General features: G+C 75.1%; 24 protein-coding genes. 12 read left to right on the plus strand and 12 right to left on the minus strand.

The annotated features are described in order from the left end of the window. The coding region (locus ACFQH9_RS25195) for an ATP-dependent helicase C-terminal domain-containing protein (RefSeq protein ID WP_379569635.1) at window positions 1-355 on the plus strand (355 nt) is incomplete at its 5' end. 4 nt (window positions 356-359) lie between these two features. Here the strand turns inward: ACFQH9_RS25195 and ACFQH9_RS25200 are convergent. Further along, a complete protein-coding gene (locus tag ACFQH9_RS25200) occupies window positions 360-614 on the minus strand; it encodes a DUF3039 domain-containing protein (protein ID WP_345380439.1) in 255 nt (84 codons plus the stop codon). A 10-nt stretch (window positions 615-624) separates the two neighbouring features. On the opposite strand from ACFQH9_RS25200, the gene ACFQH9_RS25205 reads away from it, so the two are divergent. Continuing rightward, entirely contained in the window at window positions 625-1,551 is a 927-nt protein-coding gene (locus tag ACFQH9_RS25205; protein ID WP_379569728.1) for a pseudouridine-5'-phosphate glycosidase, read from the plus strand. A 29-nt stretch (window positions 1,552-1,580) separates the two neighbouring features. Here the strand turns inward: ACFQH9_RS25205 and ACFQH9_RS25210 are convergent, their stop codons facing one another. The 3 genes from ACFQH9_RS25210 to ACFQH9_RS25220 all read right to left on the minus strand — a co-directional run bounded on the left by ACFQH9_RS25210 (window position 1,581) and on the right by ACFQH9_RS25220 (window position 3,135). Further along, entirely contained in the window at window positions 1,581-1,919 is a 339-nt protein-coding gene (locus tag ACFQH9_RS25210) for a DUF3099 domain-containing protein (protein ID WP_379569638.1), read from the minus strand. Between the two features lie 109 nt (window positions 1,920-2,028). Continuing rightward, window positions 2,029-2,460, minus strand: coding sequence for an ArsR/SmtB family transcription factor (locus tag ACFQH9_RS25215; protein ID WP_379569640.1), 432 nt, complete (start codon window positions 2,458-2,460; stop codon window positions 2,029-2,031). A 90-nt stretch (window positions 2,461-2,550) separates the two neighbouring features. Continuing rightward, the gene (locus tag ACFQH9_RS25220) at window positions 2,551-3,135 is read right to left on the minus strand and encodes an HhH-GPD-type base excision DNA repair protein (protein WP_379569642.1); all 585 of its coding nucleotides are present in this window, start codon (window positions 3,133-3,135) and stop codon (window positions 2,551-2,553) included. Between the two features lie 53 nt (window positions 3,136-3,188). On the opposite strand from ACFQH9_RS25220, the gene ACFQH9_RS25225 reads away from it, so the two are divergent. Both ACFQH9_RS25225 and dtd read left to right on the plus strand, forming a co-directional pair. After that, window positions 3,189-4,745, plus strand: coding sequence for a DUF7782 domain-containing protein (locus ACFQH9_RS25225; protein ID WP_379569644.1), 1,557 nt, complete (start codon window positions 3,189-3,191; stop codon window positions 4,743-4,745). Continuing rightward, on the plus strand, window positions 4,742-5,167 hold the full coding sequence (gene dtd / locus ACFQH9_RS25230) for a D-aminoacyl-tRNA deacylase (RefSeq protein ID WP_379569646.1): 426 nt from the start codon (window positions 4,742-4,744) through the stop codon (window positions 5,165-5,167). The genes ACFQH9_RS25225 and dtd overlap by 4 nt, the downstream gene beginning before the upstream one ends. 8 nt (window positions 5,168-5,175) lie before the next feature. Here the strand turns inward: dtd and ACFQH9_RS25235 are convergent, their stop codons facing one another. The 3 genes from ACFQH9_RS25235 to ACFQH9_RS25245 all read right to left on the minus strand — a co-directional run bounded on the left by ACFQH9_RS25235 (window position 5,176) and on the right by ACFQH9_RS25245 (window position 7,939). Then, the gene (locus ACFQH9_RS25235) at window positions 5,176-5,484 is read right to left on the minus strand and encodes a hypothetical protein (RefSeq protein WP_379569648.1); all 309 of its coding nucleotides are present in this window, start codon (window positions 5,482-5,484) and stop codon (window positions 5,176-5,178) included. Window positions 5,485-5,642: 158 nt separating this feature from the next. Continuing rightward, window positions 5,643-6,077 carry a helix-turn-helix domain-containing protein gene (locus ACFQH9_RS25240; protein WP_379569650.1) on the minus strand — a complete coding sequence of 145 codons (435 nt, stop codon included), beginning with the start codon at window positions 6,075-6,077 and terminating at the stop codon, window positions 5,643-5,645. A gap of 56 nt (window positions 6,078-6,133) precedes the next feature. Next, window positions 6,134-7,939: a PHA/PHB synthase family protein gene (locus ACFQH9_RS25245; protein ID WP_379569652.1), complete on the minus strand. Its 1,806-nt coding sequence runs from the start codon at window positions 7,937-7,939 to the stop codon at window positions 6,134-6,136. A gap of 262 nt (window positions 7,940-8,201) precedes the next feature. Between ACFQH9_RS25245 and ACFQH9_RS25250 the strand changes: the two genes are divergently transcribed. The 3 genes from ACFQH9_RS25250 (at window position 8,202) to ACFQH9_RS25260 (ending at window position 11,748) form a co-directional block, all read left to right on the plus strand. Beyond that, on the plus strand, window positions 8,202-9,467 hold the full coding sequence (locus ACFQH9_RS25250; RefSeq protein ID WP_379569654.1) for a DUF3141 domain-containing protein: 1,266 nt from the start codon (window positions 8,202-8,204) through the stop codon (window positions 9,465-9,467). Between the two features lie 450 nt (window positions 9,468-9,917). Then, a complete protein-coding gene (locus tag ACFQH9_RS25255; RefSeq protein ID WP_379569730.1) occupies window positions 9,918-10,904 on the plus strand; it encodes a sigma-70 family RNA polymerase sigma factor in 987 nt (328 codons plus the stop codon). Window positions 10,905-11,220: 316 nt separating this feature from the next. Next, window positions 11,221-11,748, plus strand: coding sequence for a flavin reductase family protein (locus ACFQH9_RS25260; RefSeq protein WP_379569656.1), 528 nt, complete (start codon window positions 11,221-11,223; stop codon window positions 11,746-11,748). Here the strand turns inward: ACFQH9_RS25260 and ACFQH9_RS25265 are convergent. After that, window positions 11,700-12,452: an HAD family hydrolase gene (locus ACFQH9_RS25265; protein WP_379569658.1), complete on the minus strand. Its 753-nt coding sequence runs from the start codon at window positions 12,450-12,452 to the stop codon at window positions 11,700-11,702. The two genes, ACFQH9_RS25260 and ACFQH9_RS25265, sit on opposite strands and share 49 nt — an antisense overlap. A gap of 64 nt (window positions 12,453-12,516) precedes the next feature. Continuing rightward, window positions 12,517-13,824, minus strand: a complete 1,308-nt coding sequence (locus ACFQH9_RS25270; protein ID WP_379569660.1) for a PucR family transcriptional regulator — start codon at window positions 13,822-13,824, stop codon at window positions 12,517-12,519. 228 nt (window positions 13,825-14,052) lie between these two features. Here ACFQH9_RS25270 and ACFQH9_RS25275 point away from each other — a divergent pair, with 228 nt between their 5' ends. From ACFQH9_RS25275 to ACFQH9_RS25295, 5 genes are read left to right on the plus strand one after another with little or no spacing between them, the layout of a single operon-like run. Further along, window positions 14,053-14,874, plus strand: a complete 822-nt coding sequence (locus ACFQH9_RS25275) for an ABC transporter ATP-binding protein (RefSeq protein WP_379569662.1) — start codon at window positions 14,053-14,055, stop codon at window positions 14,872-14,874. Then, window positions 14,871-15,602 carry an ABC transporter ATP-binding protein gene (locus ACFQH9_RS25280; RefSeq protein WP_379569664.1) on the plus strand — a complete coding sequence of 244 codons (732 nt, stop codon included), beginning with the start codon at window positions 14,871-14,873 and terminating at the stop codon, window positions 15,600-15,602. Before ACFQH9_RS25275 ends, ACFQH9_RS25280 begins: the two co-directional genes overlap by 4 nt. A gap of 31 nt (window positions 15,603-15,633) precedes the next feature. Continuing rightward, entirely contained in the window at window positions 15,634-16,512 is an 879-nt protein-coding gene (locus tag ACFQH9_RS25285) for a branched-chain amino acid ABC transporter permease (protein WP_379569666.1), read from the plus strand. Further along, entirely contained in the window at window positions 16,512-17,651 is a 1,140-nt protein-coding gene (locus ACFQH9_RS25290; RefSeq protein ID WP_379569668.1) for a branched-chain amino acid ABC transporter permease, read from the plus strand. Before ACFQH9_RS25285 ends, ACFQH9_RS25290 begins: the two co-directional genes overlap by 1 nt. Continuing rightward, window positions 17,651-18,991, plus strand: coding sequence for an ABC transporter substrate-binding protein (locus tag ACFQH9_RS25295; protein ID WP_379569670.1), 1,341 nt, complete (start codon window positions 17,651-17,653; stop codon window positions 18,989-18,991). The genes ACFQH9_RS25290 and ACFQH9_RS25295 overlap by 1 nt, the downstream gene beginning before the upstream one ends. A gap of 70 nt (window positions 18,992-19,061) precedes the next feature. Here the strand turns inward: ACFQH9_RS25295 and ACFQH9_RS25300 are convergent, their stop codons facing one another. The 3 genes from ACFQH9_RS25300 to ACFQH9_RS25310 all read right to left on the minus strand — a co-directional run bounded on the left by ACFQH9_RS25300 (window position 19,062) and on the right by ACFQH9_RS25310 (window position 21,274). Then, window positions 19,062-19,892: a DUF3152 domain-containing protein gene (locus ACFQH9_RS25300; RefSeq protein WP_379569672.1), complete on the minus strand. Its 831-nt coding sequence runs from the start codon at window positions 19,890-19,892 to the stop codon at window positions 19,062-19,064. A 79-nt stretch (window positions 19,893-19,971) separates the two neighbouring features. Next, complete coding sequence (locus tag ACFQH9_RS25305; protein WP_379569674.1) at window positions 19,972-20,145, minus strand: hypothetical protein; 174 nt, start codon at window positions 20,143-20,145, stop codon at window positions 19,972-19,974. A gap of 79 nt (window positions 20,146-20,224) precedes the next feature. Next, window positions 20,225-21,274 (minus strand): LLM class flavin-dependent oxidoreductase, encoded by a 1,050-nt coding sequence (locus tag ACFQH9_RS25310; protein WP_379569676.1) that lies wholly within the window; start codon window positions 21,272-21,274, stop codon window positions 20,225-20,227. Between the last annotated feature and the right edge of the window lie 17 nt (window positions 21,275-21,291).

The raw sequence follows: 21,291 nt of genomic DNA on the forward strand, positions 1-21,291 counted from the left end.
CTGGCCGCGCGCGGGCCGGATCGACGAGCTCGCCCCCGAGCGAATCACGGTGCCGAGCGGCTCACGGATCGCCCTCGACTACTCCGGTGACCGCCCCGTCCTGCCCGTCCGCGTGCAGGAGGCCTTCGGGTGGACCGCCACGCCGCGGGTCGCCGGGGTCCCGGTGCTGCTGCACCTGCTCTCCCCCGCCGGCAGGCCGGCCGCCGTCACCGACGACCTGGACTCCTTCTGGGACACCGGGTACCCGCAGGTGCGCGCGGAGCTGCGCGGCCGCTACCCGAAGCACCACTGGCCGGAGGACCCGCGGTCCGCCACGCCGACGCGGCGGACCGGGCGCAACCGGCCGCAGGAGTAGGGGCTCACTCGCCCCCGTCGCCGCCGGAGGGCAGGCCCTCGTAGATCTTCTTGCAGTCGGGGCACACCGGCGAGCCCGGCTTGGGCGAGCGGGTGACCGGGAACCGCTCCCCGCAGAGCGCCTCCACCATGTTGCCCAGGACCGCGCTCTCGGCGATCTTGGACTTCTTCACGTAGTGGAACATCTTCGGCTCGTCGGAGCCGGTCGAGTCGGTCCCCTGGGGCCGGGTGTCGACGTCGGGCAGCGTCTGGGTCGGCATGTGCTCCATGATGCCCCACGTGCCCGACCTCGTGCTCTCGCCCGCCGTCCGCGCCGCACTCGGGTCCGGGGGTCCCGTCGTCGCCCTGGAGAGCACGCTGCTCGCGCACGGGCTGCCCGCGCCGCGCAACCGCGAGGTGGCCGACGAGGTGGAGGCCGAGGTGCGGGCCGCCGGCGCCGTCCCGGCGACGATCGCGGTGCTCGACGGGCGCCCGCACGTCGGGCTCGGGGCCGCCGAGCTCGACCGGGTGTGCGCCGGCGGGCTGGAGAAGCTCTCGGTGCGGGACCTGGGCGTGGCCGCCGGGCTCGGGCGCTCGGGTGCGACCACGGTGGCCGCCACCGCGCGGCTCGCCGCCCTGGCCGGGATCCAGGTCTTCGCCACCGGCGGGCTCGGGGGCGTGCACCGGGAGGCCCGCGAGACCTGGGACGTCTCCGCCGACCTGCCCGCCCTCGCCGCGACGCCCGTGCTGGTCGTGTGCGCGGGCGTGAAGTCGATCCTCGACGTGGGCGCCACGTTGGAGGTCCTGGAGACCTCGTCGGTGCCGGTGCTCGGCTACGGCACCGACCGCTTCCCCGGCTTCTACCGGCGCGACGCCGGCTTCCCCGTGCCCTGGCGGGTCGACTCGGCCGGCCAGGCCGCGGCGGCCTGGCGGGCGCACGCGGCCCTGGGACCGGGGTCCGGGATGGTGCTCGCCCGGCCGGTGCCCGAGGCCGACGAGCTCGACGCCGCGCTGCACGACCGCCTGCTCGACGAAGGGCTACGGCTCGTGGCGGAGCGCGGGATCACGGGCAAGGACGTGACGCCCGCGTTGCTCGAGCACTTCCACTCCGCCAGCGACGGCGCCAGCCTCGCCACCAACGTGGCCCTGGTCCGGGCCGACGCCCGCCTGGCCGCACGGGTGGCCGTGGAGCTCGCGGAGGAGCCGGCCGGCGGGTGAGCGACGAGCGCCCGCCGGCGGCGACGGCGTCAGTTGTTGCCGCTCTCGATGACCGGGTGTTCCTTGGACTCCAGCTCGCGGCGCTCGCCCTTGTACCGGTCGAACTTCTCCGTCTTCAGTGGCAGGCGGTCGTTGGCGATCAGCACCGCGATCCACGGGAGCGGGATCGAGATGACCAGGAGCGTGACCGCGAGCCACGGGATCTGGTAGAAGACGGCGGCGAGGACCATGCAGGGGATGCGCATCCCCATCATGATCTTGTAGCGTCGCTTCCGGGTGGCGAGCTCCTCCTCGTAGGAGCGCTGCGCGTCCGTGATGAGGACGGGATCGGAGCCCCGCCCCGTCGAGCGACTGGGTTCGGTCGTCACCGGACCACCTCCTTCCCCATCGTGTCACTCGCCTCGACGGTACGCGCGTCGACCCGAGAACGGATTGCGTCCTGCAACACCGCAAGGAGGAAGCGGCCGACGGCCGTGCTCAGCCCGCCCGCCCGGGCTCCGGGCCGCCCTCGGGCTCGTCGTGCACCCCGTGCGCGTGCAGCCGCACCGGCCCGACGGCCTCCTCGGAGACGACCTCGAGCAGCCGCGTGGCCAGGCCGCCGGCGATGCGGTAGCGCACCAGCCTGCCCTCGCGGTGCGCGGTGACCATCCCGTGCGCCCGCAGCAGCCGCAGGGCGTGCGAGACGGCGCTGTCGCTCATCCCGACGGCGACCGCGAGATCGGACACGCACAGGTCGCCGGCGTGCTGCAGCGCCAGCAGGATCGACAGCCGGTTCACCTCGCCGAGCGCGTCGAGGACGGTGGCCGCGTGCTGGACCTGCTCGGTGTCGGCGAGCACGGCGGTCGCGTCGCACACCTGATCCGGGTCGATGACCCGCATCTCGCGGCGGTCGGTCGGGACCTTGTGCACGTCGTCGATGCTACTGCGGGGCGATCACGGCGCGGGCACGTCCCGGGACGCGTCACGCCCGGACGGTGCGCGCTGCTGCCCCGCAGCGGCCTACTTCGCGGCCTGCTTCGCGGCCTTCTTCGCCGCCTTGGCCGCCTGCTTGAACTCGCGGACCCGCTCCAGCGAGCCGGGATCGCGGACGTCGGCCACGGACCGGAACGAGCCCTCCTCGCCGTAGCTCCCGGCGGCCTCGCGCCAGCCCTCGGGCGTGACCCCGCGCTGCTTGCCGAGCAGCGCGACGAAGATCTGCGCCTTCTGGGTGCCGAACCCCGGCAGCGCGGAGAGCCGGCGGAACAGCTCCTTCCCGTCCGTCGCGTCCGCCCAGACGCCGGTGACGTCGCCGTCGTAGCGCTCGACTATCGCCTGGTGCAGCGCCTGCACCCGGCCCGCCATCGACCGGGGGTACCGGTGCAGGGCCGGTTTCTCCGCGAACACCTCGACCAGCTTCTCCGGGTCGTGACCGGCGATCTGCCGGGCGTCCAGGGTGTCCGTGCCGAGGCGCCGGGCCAGCTCGGCGGGCGCGGCGAACGCGCGCTCCATCGGGATCTGCTGGTCGAGCAGCATCCCGGTGAGCAGGGCGAGCGGGTCGCGGTCGAGCAACGCGTCGGCGGCGGCGTCCTGGGAGAGGCTCAGCACGCGCCCACGGTACCGGGTGACCTGCGCGAACCGGCATCGGTGAGGATGGCCCGGTGAACGCCGCCGCCCCCTCCCCCGCGCCCTCTCCCGCGCCCTCTCCCGCACTGTCCGACGCTCTCTGCGCCCGGCTCCGGGACGGGCTGCTCGAGCAGGGCTTCACCACGACCGGCGTGCGCGACCTGCTCGGGGCGGGTGCCCACGCGGCCCTGACCCGCGGCGAGCCGGAGGCGGCGGCCCGCGCCACCCGGGACGCGGGCGGCCTCGGCGCGCTCGTGCGCCTGTTCCTGCTGGGCGGCACCGAACCGGCGCCGCCGCTGCCGGAGATCGACGCGCTCGTCGAGGGCGGGCTGCTCGCCCGCACCCCCGGCGGTGTGCGCGCGGCGATGGACCTGCGCCCCTACGGCGAGGAGGACGACCCCGACGATCCGGCCGGCGAGGCGCTCTGGTACGTGCTCTCCGACCTCGACACCCCGGCCGCCCGCCAGGACCGCGACCACGTCACCGGCGTCGGCGGGGCCTCGCTCACGCTGGCGTCGTCCCTGGTCCGCACGCCGGTGCGGGACACCCTGGACCTCGGGACGGGGTGCGGCGTGCAGGCCCTGCACGCCAGCCGGTTCTCGGGGCGGGTCAGCGCCACCGACGTGGCGCCGCGGGCCCTGGCGACCGCGCGGGCCACGCTCGCGCTGTCCGGGGTGCGCAACGTCGACCTCCTCGAGGGTCCGTGGCTGGAGCCCGTCGCCGACCGGCGGTTCGACGCGATCGTGTCCAACCCGCCGTTCGTGCCCGGCCCCGCGCGCGTCGAGTACGTCTACCGGGACTCCGGCCAGGCCGGGGACGCGGCGCTGGCCGGGCTGCTGCGCGACCTGCCCGCCCGGCTGCGGCCCGGCGGCCGGGCCCAGCTGCTCGGGTCCTGGCTGCACGTGCGCGGCGAGGACTGGCCGGACCGGGTGCGGTCGTGGGTCCCCGAGGGCTGCGACGCATGGATCGTGCAGCGCGAGGTGACCGACCCGGCCCTGCACGTGGGCACCTGGCAGCGCGACGCCGGGCTGGACCTGTCCGCCCCCGCCACCCGCGCGCAGGCGGCCGCCTGGCTGGACTGGCTGGAGGCGGAGTGCGTCGAGGCCGTCGGGTTCGGGTTCCTGCTGCTGCGCACGGTGCCCGACGGGCGGGCCCCCGAGGTCGTCGTCGAGGACCTGCCCGGCGAGCTCGCCGACCCGCTCAACACCGAGATGGCGGGCTGGCTGGAGCGCGTGGACTGGCTGCGGGACCACGCGAGCGACGAGGCGCTGCTCGGCGCCCGGCTCGCGCTCTCGCCGAGCGCGACCCTCGAGCGCTACGCCGTGGCCGGCGACGAGGGCTGGTCCGACGCGGGCGCGGCGGTCGTGCTCGCCGACGGGCCGCAGTGGCGGCACGAGGTCGACGAGCCCGCCGCCGCGCAGCTCGCGGGGTGCTCGGGCGCGCTGCCCCTGGCGGAGCTGTTCGCGCTGCTGTCCTTCGCCCACGACCGGCCGGTCGACGCCCTGGTGCGGGCCGCTCTGCCGGCCGTGCGGGAGTTCGTGCGACACGGCGTGCTGCTGCCCGCCACCGAGCCGGCCGGGACCGCGGCGTGAGGGCCGTGGCCTCCCGGGTCCGCGGCGCCTCGGTCGCCGTCGACGGCCGGACCGTCGGCGCGATCGAGGGCGAGGGCCTGCTCGTGCTGCTGGGTGTGACCCACGCCGACGGCGCCGAGGACGTCGAGCGGATGGCCCGCAAGCTCTGGGAGCTGCGGCTGCTCGACGGCGAGCGGTCGTGCGCCGACGCGGGCGCCCCGCTGCTGGTGGTCAGCCAGTTCACGCTCTACGGCGACACCCGCAAGGGCCGCAGGCCCTCGTGGTCCGCCGCGGCCCGGCCGGAGGTGGCCGAGCCCGTGATCGACGCCGTGGTGGCCGCCCTGCGCGCGCGGGGCGCGCACGTCGAGACGGGGGTGTTCGGCGCCGCGATGGCCGTCGCGTCGGTGAACGACGGCCCCTTCACGGTGCTGGTCGAGACCTGACCCGCGGGTCAGACGCCCGGCGTGGCCTTGCGGGCCGCGGTGGTGCGGGCCTTCGCCGAGACCTTGTCGGCCTGCTCGCCCACGGTCTCGACGACCTGCACGCCCGCCTCGAGCACGCTCTTGGCGAAGTCGCGCTGGCTGGCGAGGACCTTCTCGGCGGCGCCGTAGGAGCTGTCGAGCAGGCTCTGCGCGTCCGCCGCGGAGGGGCGGAACGAGGTGAGCGAGCCGACCGCGTCGGTCCAGGCGTCGAACGCGGAGCTGACGGCCTCCTGGCCACGCTTCGCGAAGTCGGTGAGCTTCTCGCTGGTGCCGGCCATTCCGGCCTCCTTCCTCGGCCCCGGTCGGGGCCGGAGTGTCGGTGGCGCACGCCGGTTCGGCGGCGCGCTACCTAAACTACGCACCCCCGTTAAGTATGTCAATCAGCGCTGGTGGTGGGCCCGGTCACGGCCCCGCTTGCGGCCCCACCGCCCCGCCGTCAGGACTCCAGGAAGCTCCGGTAGACCCCGAGCAGCGCCGTCTTCTGCTCCTCGCTCAGGCGCGTCTCGGCGCGCACGGCCTCCTCGACCGAGCACGGCCCGGTCGCGGGTTCCTCCGCGGCCGGGTCGGTGCGGCCGTTCGTCCCGGCGGCGGCCCCCGCGCTCCACCCCGCCTGCTGCAGCAGCTGCTCGGCGTTGAGGTGCAGCGCGTCGGCGATGGAGTGCAGGACCTTGAGCGAGGGCTGGTGCAGCCCGCGCTCCACCTGGCTGAGGTACGCGTTGGAGACGCGGGTCATGGAGGCCATCTCGCGCAGCGAGAGCTTGGCCATCTGGCGCTGGGCACGGATGAACCCGCCCAGCGCGTTGACCTGGTCGGACCAGCCCCCGTTCCGCGCCCGGTCCTCCGCCGGACCGGCACCGCCACCCGTCGTCATGCCCCCAGTCTTCCCGATCCGGGGCCGCGGTGTCGCGGCCCCGGGCGGTCGGGGGTTCAGCTCCGCAGCACGTAGGTGCCCGGGGCGTCGCCGAGCGGCGGGTGGGCGTCCGACCCCAGCGGCGGCGGCGCGACCTTGTCGCCGCCGTGCTCCTCGGCCCAGTTCGCCCAGTCCTCCCACCAGCTCGCCCGCTGCTCGGTGGCGTCGTCGCGCCAGTCCTGGGCGCTCTCCGGCAGCTCGGACGTCTCGGTGAACCAGTGCCGCGACTTCGGCGAGGGCGGGTTGACCACGCCGGCGATGTGGCCGGAGTTCGACAGCACGAACCGCACGGTGCCGCCGAGCCGGCGCGCACCCAGGTACACCGACTCCCACGGCGCGATGTGGTCCCGCTCCGCGGTGATGACGTAGGCGTCCTGGCGGACGTTCTGCAGGTCCAGCCGCTCCCCGGCGAGCTCGAGCTTGCCCTCGGCCAGCTCGTTGCGGATGTAGCAGGTGCGCAGGTACTCGGCCTGCATCTCGGCGGGCATCCGGGTGGAGTCGGCGTTCCAGGTGAGCATGTCGAACGGCTCGGGGTCGCGGCCCTGCAGCCAGTTGGCCTCGACGTAGCGCCACAGCAGGTCGGTGGCGCGGAGCAGGTCGAAGGTCATCTTCATGCTCGACGCCGGCAGGTACCCGTCCTTGCGCATGGTGCGCTCGAGCCGGGCCACGGTCGCCTCGTCGGTGAACACGCCGAGGATCCCCGGCCCGGTGAAGTCCAGCAGGGTGTTCATCAGGGTGAGGCTGTTGACCCGGTCGTCGCCGCGGGCCGCGAGCCAGGCCAGCATCGAGGCCGCGATCGTCCCGCCGAGGCACAGCCCGGCCACGTTGACCTTGGGCGCGCCGGTGATCTCCTGGACGACGTCGAGCGCGGTCAGCGGGCCCTCGAGCAGGTAGTCGCTCACCGTGAGGTCCCGCAGCGTCGAGTCCGGGTCCCGGTAGCTGATCATGAACACGGTGTGCCCGTGCTGCACCGCCCACTCCACGAGGCTGCGCCCCGGGGCGAGGTCCATGATGTAGAACTTGTTGATCCACGGCGGGCTCATGAGCAGCGGGATCTCGTGGACCTGCGGGGTCTGCGGGGCGTACTGGATCAGCTCGATCAGGCGGTTGCGGTAGACCACCTTGCCGGGGGTGGTGGCGAGGTGCTCGCCCACCACGAACTCGCCAGGCGTGTTCTGCCGGGGCAGGCCGCGGTTCTGCACGAGGTCGCGCAGGGCGTTGCGGGCCCCGCGGACCAGGCTGCGCCCGCCGGTCTCGAAGGCCTTCTGCACCATGCCCGGGCTGCCGGCCGGCCAGTTCGGCGGCGCCGCGGCCTCGATGAGCTGGGCGACCAGGAAGTCGATCTTCCGGCGGGTGACCGGCTCGAGCTCGAGGCCCGCGGCCAGCTCGCGCAGCCGGTTCGCGAACAGGGTGTACTCCTGCCGGCAGAGCCAGTACCAGGCGTTCTCCTCCCAGACCGGGTCCTTGTAGCGCGGGTCGCGCTCGGCGACCGCGGCCGGCCCCTCGGTCGTCGCCCCGAACGCCCGCAGTGCGGAGACGGCACCCGCGCGCGACGCGTCGAGGCCCCAACCCAGACCGACCTTCGCGGCCGTGCCCGGATGGGTCACCACCGCCTTGGCGGCGCCGGCGAGCGCGGGCACGAAGCCGATCGGGTCCACGCGCGCGGCGACGGTCCGCGGGTCGAGCCTCTCCTTCACCGCGTCGGCGACCGACCCGACCACCCGGCGCGCACGCTCCTCGGCGCGGGCCCGGTCGGAGGGCGCGTCCTCGCCGGCCGCCCCCGCGGTCGGCGGGACTGCTGCGAGTGTGTTCCTGGACGTCATCGGCCGTGGCCTCCCCCATGTGCGACGTGTGCCCGCCCCGGGCCGATCGGGCTCTCCGGCGGGCGGTCGCACCATGGTGGGGGGTACTCGACGGTAAGTGCGGACGGAGGATCCACGTCACTCCGTAAGCCCCGTCACCTGCGCTTGGCATAGCAAGCACTACCGCCGGGTAGGTCTCCTGTTGCTCGGGATACCCACCAAGAATTACCGTCGAGTAGCACACGACACAACGGTCGAGCATCACCGGCGATGGGAGACGACCATGACCACCGCGCTGTCCGGCGACACCGGCGAGAGCACGCTCGAGCGGAACGCCACGGAGGAGCTCGCGGGCACCCCGGTCGGCGGCCCCGCCGCCGACCACCCCTACCGCTTCCTCCTGCGCTACGGCACCGCGACGACCGGGCGCACCCTCGCCGAGGCCGGCCGGGCCGCCGGCGCCGCCTGGTGGTCGCTCGCCCGCCGCCCGTGGGCCGCGCCCACGCGCACGGCGTCGTGGGTGACCACCGTGCTCGACCGGGCCGAGCCGCGCTGGCACCTCCCGCACCGGATCACCCTCGAGACGGACTTCGCGGTGCTGCGCGACTTCACCGCGGACGAGCACCGCGCCGATCCGGTCGTCCCCACGCTGGTGCTGCCGCCGCAGGCCGGGCACAGCTCGACCGTCGTCGACTTCGCCCCGGGACAGAGCCAGCTGACCGCGCTGCGCGGGTCCGGCCTGACCCGGCTGTACTCGCTGGACTGGCGCCCGGCGACGTCCGCGACCAAGCGGGTCACCATCACCGACTACCTCGACGTGATCGACCGTTCGATCCGCCGGATGGGCGGGCGGGCCAACCTCGTCGGCGACTGCCAGGGCGGCTGGCTCGCGACCATCTACGCGACGCTGCACCCCGAGCGGGTGCACACGCTGACGCTCGCCGGCGCCCCGATCGACTTCCACGCGGGCGAGTCGGTCATCACGGCGTCCACACAGGCGCTCGCCGGCCGGTTCGGCCTCGCGCCCTACCGTGCCCTGGTCGCGGCCAACGGCGGGAACATGGCCGGCGCCGCGGTGCTGGCCAACTTCGTGATGATCCAGCCGCAGGCGGAGGTCGGCCGCCAGCTGCGGCTGCTGGCCGACGTCGACGACCCGGCGCACGTCGAGCGGTACCGGGTGTTCGAGGACTGGTTCAAGCACACCCAGGACATCCCGGGGGCGTTCTACCTCTGGCTGGTGGAGCACCTGTTCTGGCGCAACCGGTTGGTGCGCGGCGAGCTCGAGGTCGACGGCCGCCCGGCCCGGCTGGACGCGATCTCCTGCCCGCTGTTCCTGCTCGCGGGTGCCACGGATCACATCACGCCGCCGGCGCAGCTGTTCGCGATCGCCGACCACGTCTCCACGCCCGCGGAGCTGATCACGAAGCGGGTGGCCGCCGGGGGCCACCTGGGCCTGTTCACCGGGCGAAACGCCCTGCACCGCGACTGGCCGGCGCTCATGGCGGAGGTCCGGGCGCACTCCACGAGCGGCATCACCGGCGTCGCCTGACGGGCGGACACGTTCCCGGCTCCCGTCACCCGCACGGCGGATGCGCGGAGCCGGGAACGTTTATCCGCACCTGTGCGTTCAACCCTGTAGAACCCCGGCGGAGGGCCTGCCCCACTGGCGAACCGCCCGGGTCGCGTTAGGGGAGGAACGTCCATGACAGTGGCACCGACGGTGGATCCCGCACTGGAGCCTGCACACGCCGGATCCGCACGCCGGAGCACCGGTAGCGACACCGCGCCCGCGCCCACCCGGCGCCGCACGCCGGCTCGCGTTCCCGGACAGCGTACCTCGTCCTCGCGCTCCGGCGCCGCGAAGAAGTCGGCCCGCGGGCGGAGCACGTCCGCGACGGGCACGCCCGCGACCGCGGCGGCCCCCGAGGCGCCGGAGGAGATCACCGACGAGACGGTGACCGAGGCGACCGACGAGGCGACCGACGAGGCGACCGACGAGGTGACCGAGGAGTCGCAGGAGACCGGCCGGCCGGAGCTGACCGCCGAGGATCTCGACGCGCAGAGCCCGGCGGCCGACCTGGTCCGGGTGTACCTGAACGGGATCGGCAAGACCGCTCTGCTCACCGCGGCGGAGGAGGTCGACCTCGCCAAGCGGATCGAGGCCGGCGTCTTCGCGTCGCACGTGCTCGACACCGCACGCGCCGAGGGCCGCGAGCTCGACCCGGCCCACGCCCGGGACCTGCGGGCCGTGGTGCGCGACGGCGAGCGGGCCCGCAACCATCTGCTCGAGGCCAACCTGCGCCTGGTCGTCTCGCTGGCCAAGCGCTACACGGGCCGCGGCATGCCGCTGCTCGACCTCATCCAGGAGGGCAACCTGGGCCTGATCCGCGCGGTGGAGAAGTTCGACTACGCGAAGGGCTTCAAGTTCTCGACCTACGCCACGTGGTGGATCCGGCAGGCGATCACCCGCGGCATGGCCGACCAGGCCCGCACCATCCGGCTGCCCGTGCACCTGGTGGAGCAGGTCAACAAGCTGGCCCGGATCAAGCGGGACATGCACCAGCGCCTGGGCCGCGAGGCCACCCACGAGGAGCTGGCCGCGGAGTCCGGCCTGCCCGAGGACAAGATCGCGGACCTGCTCGACCACGCGCGGGACCCGGTGAGCCTCGACATGCCGGTCGGCAGCGACGAGGAGGCCCCGCTCGGGGACTTCATCGAGGACGACATGGCGGCCGACGCCGAGAACACCGTGATCTCGCACCTGCTGCACGACGACCTGCGCCGCGTGCTCGGCACGCTCGAGGAGCGCGAGCAGGCGGTCATCCGGATGCGCTACGGCCTCGACGACGGCCAGCCGCGCACGCTCGACCAGATCGGCCGCCGCTTCGGGCTCTCCCGTGAGCGGGTGCGCCAGATCGAGCGCGAGGTCATGGCGAAGCTGCGGGTCGGCGAGCGGGCGGACCGCCTGCGCGCCTACGCCAGCTGAGCAGCTGCCGCCGGCCGGCACCGACCGGCGCCGGTCGACAGCGATCGACATCACCGCGGCCCCGCACCCACCCGGGTGCGGGGCCGCGGCGTTCTCGTGTGCGACGCGGGGCCGACGCCGCCCCACCGGGCTCCCCACGAGACGGGGGCGCCGTCGGCCGGCGATCATTCTCGGGCCGGCCCCCCGCGGCGCCGTGCCGACAGGCGGGCCCGATCGGTGGATCTCCCGGCCCGGCGGTCCGGCTGTGTCCGGCGTGTGGCCCAGCGCCCTCCCGCGAGGCATGGAGATCCGGGCGTCCGCTGCCTAGGCTCGGGACATGCCGAGTACGACGGAGACTCCCCAGCCGGTGACCCCCGAGGCCATGCGGGACGTCCTGGGTCACTTCGTGTCGGGCGTCGTCGTGATCACCGCGCAGGGACCGGACGGGCCGCTGGGCTTCACCTGCCAGTCGTTCGCCTCGCTGTCCCTGGACCCGCCGCTGATCTCCTTCTCCCCCGCGCGCACCTCCTCCACGTGGCCCCGGATCCGGGAGGTGGGCTCCTTCTGCGTGAACGTGCTCGCCGAGGACCACCAGGAGTACAGCAACGGGTTCGCCCGCTCCGGCACGGACAAGTTCGCCGGCGTGACCTGGCAGCCCGCCCCCTCCGGTTCCCCCGTGCTCGAGGGCGTGAGCGCGTGGATCGACTGCACGTTGTGGAACGAGTACGACGGCGGCGACCACACCATCGTCCTCGGCCAGGTCGCCGACCTCGGCGCCGACCCGACCCGGCTGCCCCTGCTGTTCTACCGGGGCAACTACGGGCTGACCCCGCCGGTGGTCAACGGGTCCGAGGAGACCAGCTGACCGTCGGCCGGCTCCCCCGGCCGCGCGACCACCGGCGGCTGGGGCAGGCCCAGCCGCGCCGGGACCTCCACGACCGACTCCAGCACGTCGTGGGCCCCGGCCGCACGGAGCCGGGCGGGCGTGTGCGCCCCGCTCTGCACCCCCAGCGCCAGCCCGGCACCCGAGCGCGCCGCCGCGGCCATCCCGGCGGTCGAGTCCGCCACGACCACACACTCCGCGGGTTCGGCGTCGGCCGCCCTCGCCGCGGCCAGGACCAGGTCGGGCTCCGGCCAGCCGCGCCCGCCGACGTCGGCCGGCGCGAGCAGCAGGTCGGCCACCAGGCCCGCGCGGGCGACCAGCACGTCCCGCGTCCCGGCGCCGACCCCGCCCGCCAGCGCGACCGTGGTCCCGGCCTCGCGCAGCGCGGCGATGGCCGCTGCCGCCCCCGGCACCTCCCGCACCCGGCCCTGTTCCGCCGCGGCACGCAGGTGGGCCTCGTAGGCGTCGGCCGCGAGCCGTGCCCGGCGCAGGTCGCCGTCGAGCAGGTCCGCGAAGACCCGGAGCACCGGCCGGTCCGTGGTGGCCCGGGCCTGCCGGTGCAGCGCCGGGAACCGCGGGCCGGCCACCGGCACGCCGACCGCCGTCAGGCCGCGGCGCACCGCGTCGAGGACCAGGCCGCCGTCGGCGATCGTGGTGCCGACGAGGTCGAGGACGGCCAGGCGCATCGGTGCACTCCATCGCGCCCGGATGAGCGGCGGGCGGCCGGCGGGCGGCGCCCGGGTGAACGGCTCACCGCCTGCGGGTGTCCCCGTCCTGGTCGGGCCCGCCCGTCGCGCCCGGCCCGCCGTCGGTGTCCGACCCGCTCCCGGCGGTGCGCGCCGCCATCACGCCCAGGCTGAGCAGCAGCCGGTCGCGCGGCTCGGAGATCCGCCGCCCCGTCACCGCCTCGATCCGGCGCATCCGGTAGATCACGGTGTTGCGGTGGCAGAACAGCGCCTGCGCCGCGTGCGTGGGCGAGCCGCCGTGCTCCAGCAGCGCCTCGAGCGTCTCGAGCAGCACGGCGCGGTCCGCCTCGGGCAGGGCCGGGAGCCCGCCGAGCCCGGCGTCGAGGACCCGCGGCAGCAGCTCGGGGCTGTCCGCGAGCAGGGCCTCGGGCAGCCGGTCGTCGAGCACCGCGAGCCCCGGGGCGGTCAGCGTGCGCAGCGCCGTGCGGGCCATCCGGTACGCGGCGTCGGCCGCTCCGAGGTCCGCGACCGCCGCCGACAGCCCCACCCGGCCCACCACCTGCGGCTCCAGGATCCGGGGCACCTCCTCCGCCCGGCGCGGTGAGGGCGCGAGGAGCCCGACCAGCTCGTCCTCGCGCAGCATCCAGAACGAGGCGATCCGGTGCGCCGCCAGCGTCTCGTGCGGGTCCCGCAACGGGTCCCGGCCGGCGCGCTCGATCCCGCCGACCACGCACAGCACGGGGCCGCCGGACGGCAGGCCGAGGACCGCCGCCGCGTCCCGCGCGAAGCCGGGATCGCGGCCCCGCCCGGCCAGCAGCGCGTCGAGCGTGGCGCGCCGGCGACCGAGGTCCTGGCCCCGCATCCGCTGCTCCTCGTGCCGGTAGGCGTCGACGAGGGCGGCGGAACTGCCGTCGTTGGTGCGCAGGACGTACCCGGCCGCGTCGAGCAGCCCGGCGTCGTAGGCGCCGCCGAACCGTGTCCGGGAGGCGGTGCGCAGCGCCTCCCACAGGATTCGGCAGCCGAGCCGGTAGGCGTGCAGCACGGCCTCGAGCGGGACGCCCTGCCGGGCCCGCCGACGCCCGGTCTCGCGCGTGGTGTCCCCCGGGTCGACCCCGTCGGGCACCACGTCGGCCAGCACCTCGATGCCGCGCAGCAGGTTCACCCGGCAGGCCTGGCGCAGCTCGTCGACCAGGTCCAGCTCGAGGTAGGAGCGTTCGCGCCGCAGCACGCTCAGGGCGAGCCGGTCGGCCAGGGCGTCGAGCTCGTCGAAGAGCGCGGCGCCCAGCACCCGCAATGCCTCGTCGGCGGCCGCGTCCAGCTCGCGGTCCGGCCTGCGGCCCGGGGCGCGCCGCTCCTCGTCGACGGGACGCACCCGGCCACTGTGCAGCAGGTCACAACGGATCGTCCACCCATTCGGGCGTTCCGCCCAGGATCCGGACCGGATTCCTGGGCGCCGCGCCCATGGCCTTCGCTGGACGCTGCGCCCAATCTGTTCCCCGTCCGGGTGATCTCGCTCACCACCGGGGACCGATCCCCGCCGCCGCCGCACGCCGTCCACGCACCCCGCCGACACCGCCGTCGCAGCCCGGGAGGCCGCCCCGTGACCGCACCGCCCGCCGATCCCGCCCCGGCTCCCGGCTCCCCCGCCACCGGCGGTGACGTCCTCTTCGCCGTCGACGAGGTCGCGGTGCGGTTCGGTGGCCTGGTCGCCCTCGACCGGGTCTCGCTCGCCGTGCCGCCGCGCGGCGTGCACGGCGTGATCGGCCCGAACGGCGCGGGCAAGACCACGCTGTTCAACGTCTGCTGCGGCTTCGTCCGCCCCGACTCCGGGAGCCTGCGCTGGCACGGCACGCCCGAGCGCCGGCTGCGCCCGCACCAGCTGGCGCGCATGGGGATCGCCCGGACGCTGCAGGGCGTCGGGCTCTTCCGCGGGCTCACCGTCGCCGAGAACGTCATGGTCGGGGCCGACCGGCACCGCCGCGCCGGGTTCCTGTCCGGGCTGCTGGCCCTGCGCCGCTCCGACCGGGACGAGCGGGCGCTGCGCGAGCGCGCCCTCGCCGCGCTCGACGAGCTGGGCGCGGCGCACCACGCCGACCAGCTGCCCGGGAGCCTGCCGTACCCGGTGCAGAAGCGGGTCGCGCTGGCCCGGGCGCTGGTCGCCGAGCCCGAGCTGCTGCTGCTCGACGAGCCGGCGAGCGGCCTGGGCGGCGACGAGATGGACGAGCTGGGCGCGCTGCTGCGCGGCCTGGCGGACCGGATGGCCGTCGTGCTGGTCGAGCACCACATGGACCTGGTGATGAGCGTGTGCGACCGGATCACCGTGCTGGACTTCGGGAAGGTGGTCGCGGAGGGCCCGCCCGACGCCGTGCGGCGGGACCCGGCGGTCGTGGCGGCCTACCTGGGCGAGGAGGCCCACCGGTGAGCGCGCCCGCCACCACCGCGGCCCTGCGGGTGAGCGGACTGACCGCGGGCTACGGCCCGGTCACGGCGCTCGACGGCGTCGACGTCACGGCCGAACCGGGGCGGATCACCGCCGTGCTCGGCGCCAACGGTGCGGGCAAGACCACGCTGCTGCGCACCGTCTCCGGCCTGGTCCCCGCGCGGTCCGGGAGCGTGCACGCCGGCGAGGTGGACCTGACCGGCGCCCCGCCGGAGCGCATCGCCCGGGCCGGGATCGCGCACGTCCCCGAGGGCCGCGGGGTGATCACCGAGCTGACCGTGGACGAGAACCTGCGGCTCGGCGCGCTGCTCGGGAAGGCCCGCGGGCGCACCGACACCGCGATCGACGACGTGTACGCGATGTTCCCTCCGCTGGCCGAGCGCCGCCGCCGGGACGCGCACACCCTGTCCGGCGGCGAGCGCCAGATGCTGGTGATCGGCCGGGCCCTGGCCTGCGGCCCGGACGTCCTGCTGCTCGACGAGCCCTCGCTGGGCCTGGCCCCGCGCGTGGTCTCCCAGATCTTCGAGCTGCTCCGCGAGCGGGTCGAGGGGTCCCGCCTCGCGGTCCTGCTCGTCGAGCAGAACGCCCGCAGCGCCCTGTCCGTGGCCGACGTCGGCGTGGTGCTGAACCTCGGCCGCGTCGTCGCGAGCGCCCCGGCCCGCGAGCTCGCCGCCGACGACGCCCTCCGGCACGCCTACCTGGGCTTCTGAGCCCGCGATCGCCGACGACGGGAGGAGACCCGTGCTGCAGTTCGTGAACACCCTGCTCACCGGCCTCGGCCAGGGCGCGGTGTACGCCGCGTTCGCGCTGGCCCTGGTGCTGATCTGGCGGGCCACCCGGGTGGTGAACTTCGCCCAGGGCGCGATGGCCGCCTTCACCACCTACCTGGCCCTGCTGGTCGTCGAGGCGACCGGGAGCTGGTGGGTCGGGCTGCTGACCGCGCTGGCCTCCGGTGTGGTGCTCGGCGCGGGCGTCGAGCGGGTGGTGGTGCGCCGGGTCGGGCCGCACAACGAGCTGGGCGCGGTGATCGTGACCCTCGGCCTGTTCGTGGCCCTGCAGGCGCTCGCGTCGATCCTCTTCGGCGCCCAGTTCCGCTCCTTCCCGGCGCCGGCCGGGCTCGAGGGCTTCCCGATCGGGGACGTGACGATCGCGCTCACCCCCAGCATGCTCATCACGATCGGCGCGGTGGCCGTGGTGCTGCTGGGCCTGGTCGCCCTGTTCCGCTTCACCGACGTCGGGCTGCGGATGCGTGCCTCGGCGTTCGACGGCGAGGTGGCCCGGCTGCTCGGCGTGCCGGTCGGCCGGATGCTCACCCTCGGCTGGGCGCTGGCGGCGCTGGTCGGCTCGCTGGCGGGCGTGCTGATCGCGAGCGGCAGCCTCGTCTGGCCCGCCTACATGGACACCGTGATCGTCAACGGGTTCGTGGCCGCGGTGCTCGGCGGGCTCGACTCCCCGGGCGGCGCCGTGGTCGGCGGGCTGGCCATGGGCGTGATCCTGGCGCTCGTCACCGGCTACGTCGGCAGCGACCTGGTGCCGCTGGCCGCGCTGGCCGTGCTGGTGGCGGTGCTGCTCGTCCGGCCGCAGGGCCTGTTCGCCCGCACCGCGGCGCGGAGGGTCTGATGGCCGCGCCGGTGCGCCCCACCGAGCAGGCGGGCACCGCGTCCCGCTCCGGCCGGGACCCGGGGCGCTGGGCGGGCCTCGCGGCGCGGTTCCGGCCGCGGGCCACGTTCGCCCGGCACGCCGTGCTCGCGCTGCTGGCCCTGGTGGTCGTGGTGCTGGTGCTGGAGCTGACCGGACCGTTCCGGAACTCCCAGTTCGCGACCATGTCGTACTACGCGATCGCCGCCGCGGGCCTGACCGTGCTGACCGGGCTCAACGGGCAGATCTCGCTGGGGCACGGCGCGCTCATGGCCGTCGGCGCCTACACGGCGGGGCTGCTGCTGCCCGCCGGGATCCCGCTGCTGGTGGTGCTGGTGATCGCGGCCGGGATCACCGCGGTGGTCGGCGTGGTCGTCGGTGCGGCGGCCGCCCGGCTCAAGGGTCCCTACCTGGCCGGCGCCACCTTGGCCTTCGCGGTGGCGCTGCCCGGCCTCGCCATCCACTTCCACGACGCCCTCGGCGGCGAGCAGGGCCTGCCCATCCCCTCGCCGCGGCCGCCGGACTGGTTCGCCGACGCCGTGTACTTCCTGTCCGCCAACGAGACCAGCAGCGCGAAGTACCTCGCCTACGTGGGCTGGGTGATCGCGATCGTGGCGTTCCTGCTGCTGGCCAACCTGGCGGCGTGCCGGGTCGGCCGGATCTGGCGGGCCGTGCGCGACGACGAGGTGGCCGCCGAGCTGGCCGGCATCCGGCTGAGCCGGGTGCGGGTGCTGGCGTTCACGGTCAGCGCGGCGTGCGCCGGGCTCGCCGGCGGCGTGCTCGGCGTCGTGGTCCGCCTCGCGGCCCCGACCGGCTTCACCATCGTGCTGTCGATCTCGCTGCTCACGGCGGTGGTCGTCGGCGGGCTCGGCAGCCTGCTCGGCGCCGTGCTGGGCAGCGCGCTGCTGGTGTTCCTGCCGCCCGCGGTGACCAACCTGGGCACCTCGGCCGGGCTCACGGACGTGCAGGCCGCGCAGCTCGCGCCCTTCGTCTACGGCGCGGTGCTCATCCTCGTCATCCTGCTCGCGCCCGGAGGCGTGGTGGGGACCGTGCGGGCCCGGTGGCGCGCACGCACGACCGCTCCGGCCGGTGCGCCGGAGGAGAGGACAAGGAGGTCCTGATGCGCAGGTCAAGGCGGGTACGGGCGCTGGCGGCCCTCGCCCTCGGCGCCGTCCTGGCGCTCGCGGGGTGCGGGGCGGGCGGCCGGCCCGACTCCGGCTCGGGCGGCTCCACGGAGGGCGGGGGATCGACCGTCGGCATCACCGCCGACACGGTCAAGGTGGGCTCGCACTTCCCGCTCACCGGGGTCGCGGCGCCGGGCTACAGCGAGATCCCCACCGGGACCAAGGCCTACTTCGACTGGGTCAACGCGAACGGCGGCGTCAACGGCCGGAAGATCGACTACGTCTTCCGGGACGACGCCTACAACCCCACCCAGACCAGCCAGGTCGTCAACGAGCTGGTGCTGCAGGACCAGGTCTTCGCCGTCCTCGGCGGGCTGGGCACGCCGACGCACGGCGCGGTGCTGGACTTCCTCAACGCCGAGGGCGTGCCGGACCTCTTCGTGTCCTCGGGCTCGCTGCTGTGGGACCAGCCGCAGAAGTACCCGATGACCTTCGGCTGGCAGCCGGACTACGAGGTCGAGGCGAAGATCCTCGCCGACCACGTCGCGAAGACCTTCCCGCAGGCCCGGGTCGGCCTGTTCCTGCAGAACGACGACGTCGGCCAGGACGCCGAGCGGGGCATCCGCCGGTACCTGGACCGCCAGATCGTGTCGGTGCAGCGCTACACCCCGGGCAACACCGACATCGGCCCGCAGATGTCGGCGCTGCAGGCCGCGAACGCCGACCTCGTGATCGGGTTCAACGTGCCCTCCTACACCGCGTTGACCCAGCTGCAGGGGCAGAAGCTGAACTACAAGCCGCAGTGGGTCTACAGCAACATCGGCGCCGACCCGGTGCTGGTCGGCTCGCTGCTGGGCCGGTTCTCCCAGGGCCAGGTCACCGACAGCTCGCTGCTGAACGGGATCATCACCGACGAGTACCTGCCCCGGGCGGACAACGCGGCCGACCCGTGGACCGCCCAGTTCGACGCGATCTGGAAGGCGCACGGGGACGGCGGTCCGCTGACCAACTTCCGGATCTTCGGGATGTCCCAGGGCTACGCGTTCGTCCAGGCGCTGCTGGCGGCCGGGCCGAACCCGACCCGGCAGGGGCTGGTCGAGGCGATCGAGAAGGGCGGCACGCAGTTCCAGGGCCCGTGGGCCGCGCCCTACCGGTTCACGCCGGACAAGCACAGCGGCATGTCCGGGGTGAAGGTCGTGCAGGTGACCGGGCAGAGCACCAAGGCGCTCACGCCGGTCCGCACGACCACCAACGGCGACGCGCCCATCACGGACGCGACGAACGGCGAGACCCCGGTGCCGCCGAACGGGATCCCGACCGCGCCCGGAGGGACGTGACGGCCGGGGCGGCCGTGCGCTGACGGCGGGGGTGCGGCGCGGGCCGGCCGGGGTCGCCCCGGCCGGCCCGTCACGGATGGGGCCAGCTGTTCTGCGTGCAGCCCTGCAGGCCGAGGGTCTGCTGCTGCATGACCGGAGCGGGCAGGCCGGGGCCCGGGCAGGTCTCGTGCGCGTGCCCCAGCGCGTGCCCGACCTCGTGGTTGACCAGGTACTGCCGGTAGCCCGTCGGGTTGCCGGCGTACTCCGGGGTCGCCTCGACCCAGCGCCGGAAGTTCAGCACCACCATCTCCTGGTTGCGGCAGGACACCTCGCCGGCGGTGTCCAGCGGCGCGCACAGCCGGTTCGTGGTGCCCGGGGTGGCGAGCACCAGGTGGATCGCGGACTCGCCGTCCGTGCGGGCGAAGGACAGCGCGCCCCCGGCCCCCCAGCCCCGCGGGTCGTTCAGGGTGGTCATCACGAAGCTCGCGAACTCCTCGGCGTCGACCGGCAGGCCGGCCTCGACCGCCACGCTCAGCGTGCGGGCCGGGCCCGGCCCCGGCGCGGGCGTCGAGCCGGGCACCACGGCCAGGTTCCCGGCGCCGTCGGGGGGCACCTCCCGCCGGGTCAGGCCGGCCAGGACGTCCTCCGCCGCGAGGGCCGGGGTGGTCGGGACGGTGCTCGGGGCGGGAGCCGACGAGGGGTCCGGCAGCGGGGTGCTCCGGGCTGCCAGGGCGGCCGGCGGCGCCGCCGTCGCCGGTGCCGGTGGCGCCGCGGTGCGGTCCGCGGGATCGGGGGCCAGCTGGTCCACGCCCGGCCGGGCACAGGCGACGAGCAGACAGAGCGGGAGGCACAGGCCGGCGACCACCCGTCCGATCCGCACGCGGCGGCGGGCCGGGGCCGGCGCCACCTGGAGTGAGGGCACGGCGGGGAGCCTGCCACCCGGCGGACGGCGCCGCACCCAGCGTCGGGCGGTCACCGGGATCGGCGCCGCTCAGACCCCGTCAGGCGGCGTCGCGGACGCCCTCGTACTCGGACATGATCCGCAGCGCCTCGTCCGGGTAGTCGGCCGCCAGCCGCTCCACCAGGTCCTCGCGGCCCTCCTCGACGGCGGAGTTCACCGCCGACACGTACTCGTCGTGCAGCAGCCGCAGCTGCGCGCGCACCTGCTCGCTCATCGTCTCTCCTCGCACTTCTTGAACGTTCCAGTACTCACAACGGGCCGCGCGGCGCGGGTGTTTCAGGATCCGCTGCAGCTCACATCGTCAGTTCTGACGATGCGGCGGCGGTCGCGGGCGCCCACCCGATCGCTGGCGCGACGTGCCGCGTGATCGTCTCGAGGATCCGCGCGTTGTACTCCACGCCCAGCTGGTTCGGCACCGTGAACAGCACCGTGTCTGCCTCGCGGACGGCCTCGTCGGCCGCGAGCTCGGCGGCGATCGCGTCGGGTTCGCCGACGTAGGTCCGCCCGAAGCGGGCGCGCACGCCCTCGAGCAGGCCGACCTGGTCGCCCTCACCCCGCGTCCCGAAGTACCGGCGGTCCAGCTCGCTGGTCACGGGCAGAACGCTGCGCGACACCGAGATCCGCGGCCTGCGCCCGTGCTCGTGCTCGGCCCAGGCCGCGCGGTAGGCGCGGATCTGCTCGGCCTGCAGCCGGTCGAACGGCTCGCCGGTGTCCTCGGACAGCAGCGTCGAGCTCTGCAGGTTCATCCCCTGCTCCGCGGCCCAGACCGCGGTGCCCCGCGTGCCCGAGCCCCACCAGATGCGCTCGCGCAGACCGGGCGCCTGCGGCTGGATCGCCAGCCCCGCCCGCACGCCGGCCCGCTGCGGGTCGGTCGTCGCCACCGCCGCCCCGTCGATCGCCGCGAGGAACAGCTCCGTCTTCGCGCGGGCGAGGTCCGCCGCGGTCCGGCCGTCACCCGGCCGGTAGCCGAAGGACTCCGCGCCGTTCAGCGCGATCTCGGGCGACCCCCGGCTGACGCCGAGCTGCAGCCGCCCGCCGGCGATCAGGTCCGTGGCCGCGGCCTCCTCCGCCATGTACAGCGGGTTCTCGTACCGCATGTCGATCACGCCGGTCCCGATCTCGATGCGGCGCGTGCGCGCGGCGATCGCGGACAGCAGCGGGAAGGGCGAGGCCAGCTGCCGCTCGAAGTGGTGGACCCGGACGTAGGCGCCGTCGACGCCGAGCTCCTCGGCCGCCTCGGCCAGCTCGATCGTCTGGTGCAGGGCGTCGGCGGCCGATCGCGTCCGTGACCCCGGCGCGTCCTGCCAGTGCCCGAAGGACAGGAACCCGATCTTCTTCGTCATGCCTCCGGCAACGCTGG

This window comes from Pseudonocardia lutea (genome assembly GCF_042658055.1).
Classification (GTDB): domain Bacteria; phylum Actinomycetota; class Actinomycetes; order Mycobacteriales; family Pseudonocardiaceae; genus Pseudonocardia; species Pseudonocardia lutea.